This window comes from Microbacterium timonense, from assembly GCF_900292075.1.
In the GTDB taxonomy this organism is placed as follows: domain Bacteria; phylum Actinomycetota; class Actinomycetes; order Actinomycetales; family Microbacteriaceae; genus Microbacterium; species Microbacterium timonense.
This window is the reverse complement of record NZ_OLMV01000002.1, coordinates 760014-768222: the sequence shown is the minus strand read 5'-3', so window position 1 is coordinate 768222 and position 8209 is coordinate 760014. Positions and strand designations below refer to the sequence as shown.

Sequence of the window (8209 nt, the reverse complement as noted above, 5' to 3'; positions counted from 1 at the left end):
GCTGCTGGCCTGGGGCTGGTACGAGCTGCGCGTACCTGAGCCGCTCCTTGACCTGCGGGTGGCCGCGCGGCGGCCGGTGCTGCTGACCAACATCGCCTCCATCGCGTTCGGGTTCTCGCTGCTCGCCGAGGTATGGGGCGGCGACCGCGGCGGCATGCCGCCGAACCTGCTGCGCGCGCTCGCGCACTCAGGCAACTACGCCGTCGGCCTGTACGACGGAGAGGACATGGTCGGGGCATCCGTCGCCTTCTTCGCCGCGCCCGCCTCGCGCTCGATGCACAGCCACATCACCGGAGTGCTGCCCGCCCACCAGGCCCACGGCCTCGGCCGCGTGCTCAAGCAGCACCAGCGCGAGTGGGCGCTCGCGCGCGAGGTCGGTCACATCACGTGGACCTTCGATCCGCTGGTGGCCCGCAACGCCCACTTCAACCTGCGCGTGCTCGGCACCAGGGTGACCGAGTACCTCGTCAACCATTACGGGCCCATGGACGACGGCGTGAACCGCGGCGACGAGACCGACCGCATCATGGTGTCGTGGGCGCTGGCCGCGCCGCCGGTTGCAACGCCCGGCGACGAGCGCGTGGTGGCGACGGTCGAGATCCCGCACGACATCGAGTCGCTTCGTCGGGAAGCGCCGACGGATGCCGCCGCCTGGCGCCTGCGCGTGCGCGAAGCCGTGCTCGGATACCTCGGCGACGGGCTGGCGATCGGCGGCTTCGACGACGAGCGCGGGTACCTCTTCGTCCGGCCGTGATGCGGCCGTGAGCCGCGCCCGCGTCAGTCGGCCGGATCCTTCGTGGGGTCCCCCGGACGCACATCGGCGTCGTCGCGGATGTCGATGCGCGTCACGCCATCGCGGTGCGTGACGTCGATGCGAGGCTCGGCATCCGACTCCACCGCGTTCGGCGCCGACGTCAGCTGATCCCGGCGCTTCTCCTCGTCGCTCATCCCTGTCGCGTCCGTCTGGCCCTGGTCGGTGCCCATCCTCATCCCTCCCGCCAGTCGTCGCTTGTCAGGTGCGAACCGGCCTGCGGACCCATCTGCAGCATGCCGCCGTCGACGCTCCAGCTCGCACCGGTGACATAGCTGGCGCCGGGGGAGGCGAGGAAGGCGACGACCGCGGCGATCTCCTCGGCCTTGCCGGGGCGACCGAGCGGGATCCCGGGACGATGCGTGTTCTCGGCATCCTCCGAATCCATGTCGTTGATCGGCGTGGCGATCTCGCCCGGCGCGACCGCGTTCGCGGTGATCGCGTGCTGCCCGAGCTCCTGGGCCATCGTCTCGATGAGCCCGCCGAGGCCGTGCTTGGCGGCGACGTAGGCGGCCGACCCGACGCGCGGCTGCGATTCGTGGACGCTCGTGATCGCGATGATGCGCCCGCCGGTGCCGGCGCGCACCATGTGCCGCGCCGCCGTCTGCATGCCGGCGAACGCGCCGTCGAGGTTGAGGGCCACCACCTTGCGCCAGTCCTCGACCGAGACGTCGAGGAACGGTCCACCCGACCCGCCCCCGGCGTTGTTGACGAAGACGTCCACACCGCCCAGGCGCTCGATGAGCCCCTCGATCGTGGGTGCCACCTCCTCGAGCCGGGTGGCGTCGAACCGCGTGACCTCGGCGCGGCGGCCGCGTTCGCGCACCGCGGCTGCTGTGCGCTCGGCGCCCTCTTCGTCGGAATGCCACGTGATGCCGACGTCCATGCCGGCATCGGCGAGGGCGAGAGCGGTCGCCTGGCCGATGCCCGAGTCCGAAGCGGTCACGATCGCGCGACGCGGGGTGAAGTCGAAGGTCTCCATGGCCTCGACGCTAGAAGCCGGTCGCGAGGCATCCCACGGGGTTGCACTTCCCGCCATGGTGCTCTATCGACTGCGGTTCACCGCGCCGGAGCCTCTTTGGCAGGGGCGCGAGAGGGGCAAGGCCGTGGGGAGGGGATCTGCGCAACGGAGGGCGGATCGGCAGGATTCCTCCTCTGATGCGCAGATCTCCTCCGTTCTGCCGCCGCCGCACGCGCATAGGCTGACCGGCATGCCGACTCCATCCGCGCAGTACCGCGCGCACTTCGACTTCGACATCCGCTTCGCGAACGGCGGCGGGCTGTCCGGCACCGGCTTCCGCCTCGACCTGCCCGGGCGCGACGTCAGCGAGGATGAGATCGCGCGGCTCCTCGTCACGCATCTCGGGCTCGCGCTCGTCGACGACGTGGAGCTGCGCGGCCTGCGCATCGTCGAGGAGCAGCATCGCGGCAGCCGCGGGGTCGCCGTCGACACCGTGACGGTGCCGGATGCCGCGACCCGCGTGGTCGACCTCAGTCACCCCATCCGGGCCGGGCTGGTCACCTACCCGGGGCTGCCGGCCCCGACGATCACCCCGCACCTCACGCGCGAGGATTCCCGCGCCCGCTATGCACCGGGAACCGAGTTCGCCATGGACGTCATCACGATGATCGGCAACACCGGCACCTATCTGGACTCGCCGTACCACCGGTACGCGGAGGGCCCCGACCTCGCGGGCCTGAATCTGTCGACACTCGTGGGGCTGCGCGCCGAGGTGTTCCACCTCGAGGACGCGTGGGATGCCTCCCGCCGCGGCATCCGTTCCACCACCCTCGCCGACCGCGACGTGCGCGGCGCGGGCGTGCTGCTGCACACGGGCTGGGATCGCTGGTTCGGACGCCCGGAATACGGCACCGGCGCGCCGTTCCTCACCGGCGAGGCGGCGCAGTGGCTCATCGACGCCGGGGCGGTGCTCGTGGGGATCGACTCGCTGAACATCGACGACACCGAGTCGGGCGGGGAGCGCCCGGCGCACTCGCTGCTGCTCGGGGCGGGCGTGCACGTCGTCGAGCACTTGACGAACCTCGGCGCACTGCCGCCACATGGAGCCCGGTTCACCGCTGCGCCCCCCGCGGTCGAGGGCTTCGGCACGTTCCCGGTCAGGGCCTTCGCCGAGCTCCCCGCCTGAGCACCACCGAGCTCCGTCTGAGGGCACCCCGATTCCCGCCTGAGCTCATCCGAATCCCCACGGCAGCCCCCATCGGTGGTGGGGAACCCCCCTCGGTGCGGCCGCCGCCGCTGCGGGAGGATCACCGATTCCGATGTCGGGACCCCCTCGTAACGTGAGGCCTGACGGAGCGGACGTATCACCGCATGCGGCGCCCGCTCTCCTCCAGGGAACGAGGAGAGATCATGCGAGAGCACATCGAGAGCCTGATCGTCGCGCTGGGCGACGCGATGCGGGGAACGCCGTCCCCGGCTGCGCCGGTCGAGCCGCCGGTCGAGCCCCGCAGCCGCCGCCCCCGCAGGGCGCGGGCGACGTACGTCCCCGTCCGCCGCGACCTTCCCACCGCGCGGCTGGCCCACTGAACCGCCCGTCGCGCGCGCGGCGACGGACACACCCGGGCGTACGCTGAGCGCATGCCCATCGCCCGGCCCGCGGCATCCGTCGCCCTCGAGGGATTCGAGCTGCGCGTGCTGCACCTGCCGCTCGTGGCCCCGTTCACGACGTCCTTCGGCACCGAGACCGTGCGCGAGGTCATCGTCGTCCGCGCGCTGACCGACGACGGCTCCGGCTGGGGTGAGATCGTCACGCAGGCCGACCCGCTGTACTCCAGTGAGTACACCCAGGGAGCGTGGGACGTGGCCCTGCGCTTCCTGATCCCGGCACTGCTGGACCGTGGCACCATCGCACCCGAAGAGGTCGCCGGCGTGCTCGAGCCGTTCAAGGGCCACCGCATGGCGAAGGCGGGGCTCGAGCTGGCCGTCCTCGATGCCGCGCTCCGCGCCGAGGGCCGCAGCTTCGGGGAGTATGTGGGCGCCGAGCGCGACCGCGTGCCGAGCGGGGTCTCCGTGGGGATCCAGCGCGACCCCGCGGCGCTCGTCGAAGCGGTGCGCGGCTACCTGGACGAGGGCTACGTGCGCATCAAGATCAAGATCAAGCCCGGCCGCGACGTCGGCGACACCGCAGCCGTGCGCGACGCGTTCGGCACGATCCCGCTGCAGGTCGACGCGAATTCCGCATACACGTTGGCCGACACCGACACCCTGGCCGAACTGGACCGGTTCGACCTGCTGCTCATCGAGCAGCCGTTGCAGGAGGACGACCTCGTCGACCACGCCGCGCTCGCGAAGCGGCTCCGGACGCCGGTGTGCCTGGACGAGTCCATCGTGTCCGACAAGGCCGCCGCCGACGCCCTCGCGCTGGGCTCGGCCTCCGTGGTGAACATCAAGGCGGGCCGGGTCGGCGGCTACCTCGAGGCGGTGCGCATCCATGACCGGTGTCTGGCAGCCGGCGTGCCCGTGTGGTGCGGGGGCATGCTCGAGACCGGCATCGGCCGTGCCGCCAATGCAGCCCTCGCCGCACTGCCCGGCTTCACGCTGCCCGGCGACGTGTCGGCATCCAGCCGCTTCTACACGCGCGACATCGTGACCGAGCCTGCCGTGCTCGACGACGGCCACGTCCGCGTGCCCGTCGGCCACGGCCTGGGCGTCGAGATCGACCCGGTCGCCCTCGACGACGTCACCGTCGCCCGCGAGACCCTCACCCGGTAGGTGGCGGTGCGACGCGCGGGCGGTGCAGAACTCCGGAGAATCGCACGACGGATGCCGCGACACGCCGTCGCAGACCCCTCGGCGACCCCGGATCTGAGGAGTTCGGGCACGAGGCCTCGCCGCCGCGGGAGGAGACGCCTCGCCGCGATCGGCCTCGCGGGGGCGCTCATGCTCGCGGGGTGCACGGCCGGCACCGCCGAGCCGAGCCCCGCAGCGGCCCCGACGCTCCCGAGCGGTGTCACCGTCGAGTTCGTGCAGCTGCGGGCCGACGTCGCGCCGCGGCAGGCGCAGGTGCACATCGAGAACGGGTCGGACTCAGCGCTGACGGTGGGCGAGGTCCGCGTCGAAGACGCCCGGTTCCAGACGCCCGCCACCCGCGTCATCGCCGACCGGATCAGCAGGGTGCCCGCGGGCGGGTCCATCGACATCCGCGTGCAGCTCCCGGCGGTCGACTGCGCGTCGGCCTCCGAAGGCCCGTCGCGCGCGGTGCTCGAGATCGTCGGCGGATCGGCTTCCGGTGAGGTGACGGCATCCGCTCCCGATCCGCTCGGCTTCGTCGCCGAGCTGCACGCGCGCGAGTGCCTGCTCGAGCGGGTGACGGATGCCGCGGCGCCGGCCTTCACCGGATTCTCGCCGTCCGCGCCCGGAGAGCCGGCGACCCTCGAGCTGACCGTCACGCCGACGGGCGACGCCGCGGTCAGGGTCGCCGGGATCGAGCGCACGAACCTCCTCGACTTCGCCGGCGTACCCGCGGAGGAACAGGCGTATCCGTTGGACATCGAGGTCACGGCCGACGACACCGCCCCGGTCGTGGTCGAACTGCCGCTGGTGCCGTTCCGCTGCGATCCGCATGCGGTGCAGGAAGACAAGCGGGGCACGATCTTCGACGTGCGGGTCGAGCTGGACGGTGAGCCGGGCGAGATCGAGCTGTTCGTGGGCGAAGAGCTGCGTGGCCGCATCCTGTCCTGGGTCGCCTCGTGGTGCGGCTTCGGCAGCTGACGCCGGGATGTCGCGCGCGGAAGCATGCGCGAGCGCCGGTCAGCGCGGCTCGCCGTCCTCGGTGAAGCCGAAGACCGGCCTCGCACCGGCCGCCTCGACGACGGGCAGCGGTTCGTGCTCGCGGGGCCGGTCACCTGATCGGGGGTAGAGGATCGCGGCGAGCGCGCCCGGATCGCCGTCGTAGCACGTCGATGTGGCGCCGACGCCGACCGCGTCGGCGGACGCCTCGCCGTCCCGGATGTCGATCGTGAGTGTCGCGACCCCGACCGCCCGGTCGGATGCCTCCACCACGACGGCGCCGTCCGCCCCGGTCGCGACATCCCTCGTGTTCCAGCCTCGGCTGCGCAGCCACTCCGCGAGACGCCGGCCCGTCGTCGAGGCGTCGGCATCGAGCGTCCAGCCCTCGAACGTCGTGCGGTGCATCGAGAAGGAGTAGCCGCCATCGCACGTCACAGGCATGTCGCCGTACTCCTGGACCTGCCAGTCGCCGTCCTCGATGTGCAGCAGGACGGTGGCCACCGACTGCTTGAACAGCAGGTTCGCCTCGCGGGCCTGGGCGTAGAGCTGGTCCCCCGTCGGGCCGGCCGCGCAACTCGGGAGCATCGCCGCGACGACGAGCGCGCCGGCGGCCAGGCGCCCGCGGATGCGCCCGCGGCGGGCCGGCGGGTGTCCGTCCATCCGCGACCTCCGATCGACGCGTCCAGGCTATGCCGCCGCACTCGCCGGCGCTCGGGGGCGGTCGCCGCGGCTCCGGCTCGTCTGTGCGCGCGCGGCGTGGAGCCTTAGGCTTCTGCCATGCCCGCACCACGCCGGCGCTCCTCCGCCGACACCTCGCCCCCGGTCACGACCCGATTGCGTCCGCTCGCGGGCGGTGCGCTCCTCATCGCGGCGGGGATCGCGCTGACCGGATGCTTCGGTCCCGGCCCCGACGAGGGCGGCGGCTCCGCCGACGGGGACTTCGCCGACGACGGGTGCACGAGCGTCGTCGTGGCCACCTCATCCGAGAAGGTCAACATGCTCGACGCGCTGGCCGACGCGTTCAAGGAGTCCCCGCAGCACGACCGGCTGGACGAGTGCGCGACCGTTCGGCCGATCAACGTGTCCTCCGGCGACGCCACCCGCTTCCTCACCGCGGGCGGCGACTGGCCCGACGACGACACGCGACGCTGGCCGACGATGTGGTCGCCCGCCTCCACGGTGTGGACCGACCGTGTCGCGGCTGCCGCGTCCCCGGCGCTCGTCGGCGAGCCGCAATCGTTCACCCACACCCCCGTCGTCTTCGGGGTGCCCGTGACCATGGCGAAGGCGCTGGGCTGGCCCGGTACCGAGATCGGGATCGCCGACTTCGAAGCCCTCTGCCAGGACCCGCAGGGCTGGGCGAGCGTCGGCAAGCCGTTGTGGGGATCGTTCAAGATCTCCAAGACGAACCCCAACACGTCCACGACGGGGCTCTCGGCGATCCTCATGCAGTCGTACGAGGCATCCGGCAAGAGCGCCGACCTCACCGCCGACGACGTCGCCGCCGCGGCGGAGTTCTCGCGCGTGTTCGAGGAGTGCGTCATCCACTACGGCGACACGACGGGAAAGGTGCTGACGCGCCTGTACGACGAGACCCAGAACGGGGCCGGCGGCTCGGGCTACGTGTCTGCGGTCGCGCTTGAGGAGACCTCGCTGCTCAACTACAACCAGGGCAACCCCGATTCGCACACGGTGCAGCCGGGGGAGGAGCTGACGCCGCCGAAGGAGAAGCTCGTCGCGGTGTACCCGTCCGGCGGATCGATGTGGTCCGACAACCCGATCACGGTCCTCGGTGCGGACTGGGTGACCGAGGCGCAGGCGACGGCAGGTGCGGCGTTCGCCGAGTTCCTGCAGACGGAAGCGGCGCAGCGCATCGTGCCCGACTATGGCTTCCGGCCGCTGGACCCGGCCGCCCCGCTCGGAGACCTGTTCACCGCCGAGTACGGCGTCGATCCCTCGGGTCCCGCCGTGACCCTCCCCAAGCCGTCGGTGGAGGTGGTGTCGGCTGCGATCGACCAGTGGACGCAGATCCGCAAGCCGTCATCCGTGCTCGAGGTGATCGACATCTCCGGTTCGATGGACGAGCCCATCGGCGATGGGCGCTCGAAGCTCGACGGCGCCATCGAGGGCGCCCAGTCCACTCTCGGTCACTTCCGCTCCTCCGATGAGGTGGGCGTGTGGGCCTTCACGACCGGCGTGGAGTCGGCGGCCGGTCGCAACCTCGTCGTGCTCCGCGACGTCGAACCGCTCGCATCGGACCGCGAATCGGTGGATGCCTCGCTCGACGACCTGCGCTACGCACACCGTGACGGCACCCCGCTGTACGACGCGATCGCTGCGGCCTACGACGAGATGACCGCGCGCGCCGAGCCCGGGCGCATCAACGCCATCGTGCTGCTGTCGGACGGGCAGGACACCGACTCGTCGATCTCGCTGGACTCGCTGGTGGCGAAGATCGGCTCCTCCTCGCGGGAGGGTGGTGACGACGCCCCGGTGCGCATCTTCCCCATCGCGTACGGCGAGGGTGCCGACACCGGCGCTCTGCAGCGCATCGCCGAGGCCACCGGTGGCCAGTGGTTCGACGCTTCCGACGCCGCCAAGATCGATCTCGTGTTCGCGTCCGTGATCAACAACTTCTGACGTCGCCT

The 8209-nt window shown here is 71.8% G+C and carries 9 protein-coding genes; 6 read left to right on the top strand and 3 right to left on the bottom strand.

Going from position 1 to position 8209, the window contains the following annotated elements:
- A partial coding sequence (locus C9992_RS09325; RefSeq protein WP_235008150.1) for a hypothetical protein occupies positions 1 to 754 on the top strand: 754 nt, incomplete at its 5' end.
- Positions 755 to 777: 23 nt separating this feature from the next.
- On the opposite strand, the gene C9992_RS09320 is transcribed toward C9992_RS09325, so the two are convergent.
- Both C9992_RS09320 and C9992_RS09315 read right to left on the bottom strand, forming a co-directional pair.
- A complete protein-coding gene (locus C9992_RS09320) occupies positions 778 to 984 on the bottom strand; it encodes a hypothetical protein (protein WP_106815273.1) in 207 nt (68 codons plus the stop codon).
- A 2-nt stretch (positions 985 to 986) separates the two neighbouring features.
- Entirely contained in the window at positions 987 to 1793 is an 807-nt protein-coding gene (locus C9992_RS09315; protein ID WP_106815272.1) for an SDR family oxidoreductase, read from the bottom strand.
- Positions 1794 to 2022: 229 nt separating this feature from the next.
- On the opposite strand from C9992_RS09315, the gene C9992_RS09310 reads away from it, so the two are divergent.
- The 4 genes from C9992_RS09310 to C9992_RS09300 all read left to right on the top strand — a co-directional run bounded on the left by C9992_RS09310 (position 2023) and on the right by C9992_RS09300 (position 5543).
- Positions 2023 to 2958, top strand: a complete 936-nt coding sequence (locus C9992_RS09310) for a cyclase family protein (protein ID WP_106815271.1) — start codon at positions 2023 to 2025, stop codon at positions 2956 to 2958.
- A 224-nt stretch (positions 2959 to 3182) separates the two neighbouring features.
- Positions 3183 to 3359 (top strand): hypothetical protein, encoded by a 177-nt coding sequence (locus C9992_RS18070; protein WP_160150857.1) that lies wholly within the window; start codon positions 3183 to 3185, stop codon positions 3357 to 3359.
- Between the two features lie 51 nt (positions 3360 to 3410).
- Complete coding sequence (gene menC / locus C9992_RS09305) at positions 3411 to 4544, top strand: o-succinylbenzoate synthase (protein WP_106815270.1); 1134 nt, start codon at positions 3411 to 3413, stop codon at positions 4542 to 4544.
- Between the two features lie 51 nt (positions 4545 to 4595).
- Positions 4596 to 5543, top strand: a complete 948-nt coding sequence (locus C9992_RS09300; RefSeq protein ID WP_235008148.1) for a hypothetical protein — start codon at positions 4596 to 4598, stop codon at positions 5541 to 5543.
- Between the two features lie 39 nt (positions 5544 to 5582).
- Here the strand turns inward: C9992_RS09300 and C9992_RS09295 are convergent, their stop codons facing one another.
- Positions 5583 to 6221: a hypothetical protein gene (locus C9992_RS09295; RefSeq protein ID WP_106815268.1), complete on the bottom strand. Its 639-nt coding sequence runs from the start codon at positions 6219 to 6221 to the stop codon at positions 5583 to 5585.
- Positions 6222 to 6338: 117 nt separating this feature from the next.
- On the opposite strand from C9992_RS09295, the gene C9992_RS09290 reads away from it, so the two are divergent.
- Positions 6339 to 8201 carry a substrate-binding and vWA domain-containing protein gene (locus C9992_RS09290; RefSeq protein WP_235008146.1) on the top strand — a complete coding sequence of 621 codons (1863 nt, stop codon included), beginning with the start codon at positions 6339 to 6341 and terminating at the stop codon, positions 8199 to 8201.
- The last annotated feature ends 8 nt before the right edge of the window (positions 8202 to 8209 follow it).

Coding starts and splice junctions, on each gene's coding strand:
- C9992_RS09320 (WP_106815273.1), bottom strand. CDS start 984: ATGGGCACCGACCAGGGCCAGACGGACGCGACAGGGATGAGCGACGAG.
- C9992_RS09315 (WP_106815272.1), bottom strand. CDS start 1,793: ATGGAGACCTTCGACTTCACCCCGCGTCGCGCGATCGTGACCGCTTCG.
- C9992_RS09295 (WP_106815268.1), bottom strand. CDS start 6,221: ATGGACGGACACCCGCCGGCCCGCCGCGGGCGCATCCGCGGGCGCCTG.
- C9992_RS09310 (WP_106815271.1), top strand. CDS start 2,023: ATGCCGACTCCATCCGCGCAGTACCGCGCGCACTTCGACTTCGACATC.
- C9992_RS09300 (WP_235008148.1), top strand. CDS start 4,596: ATGCCGCGACACGCCGTCGCAGACCCCTCGGCGACCCCGGATCTGAGG.
- C9992_RS09290 (WP_235008146.1), top strand. CDS start 6,339: ATGCCCGCACCACGCCGGCGCTCCTCCGCCGACACCTCGCCCCCGGTC.
- menC (WP_106815270.1), top strand. CDS start 3,411: ATGCCCATCGCCCGGCCCGCGGCATCCGTCGCCCTCGAGGGATTCGAG.
- C9992_RS18070 (WP_160150857.1), top strand. CDS start 3,183: ATGCGAGAGCACATCGAGAGCCTGATCGTCGCGCTGGGCGACGCGATG.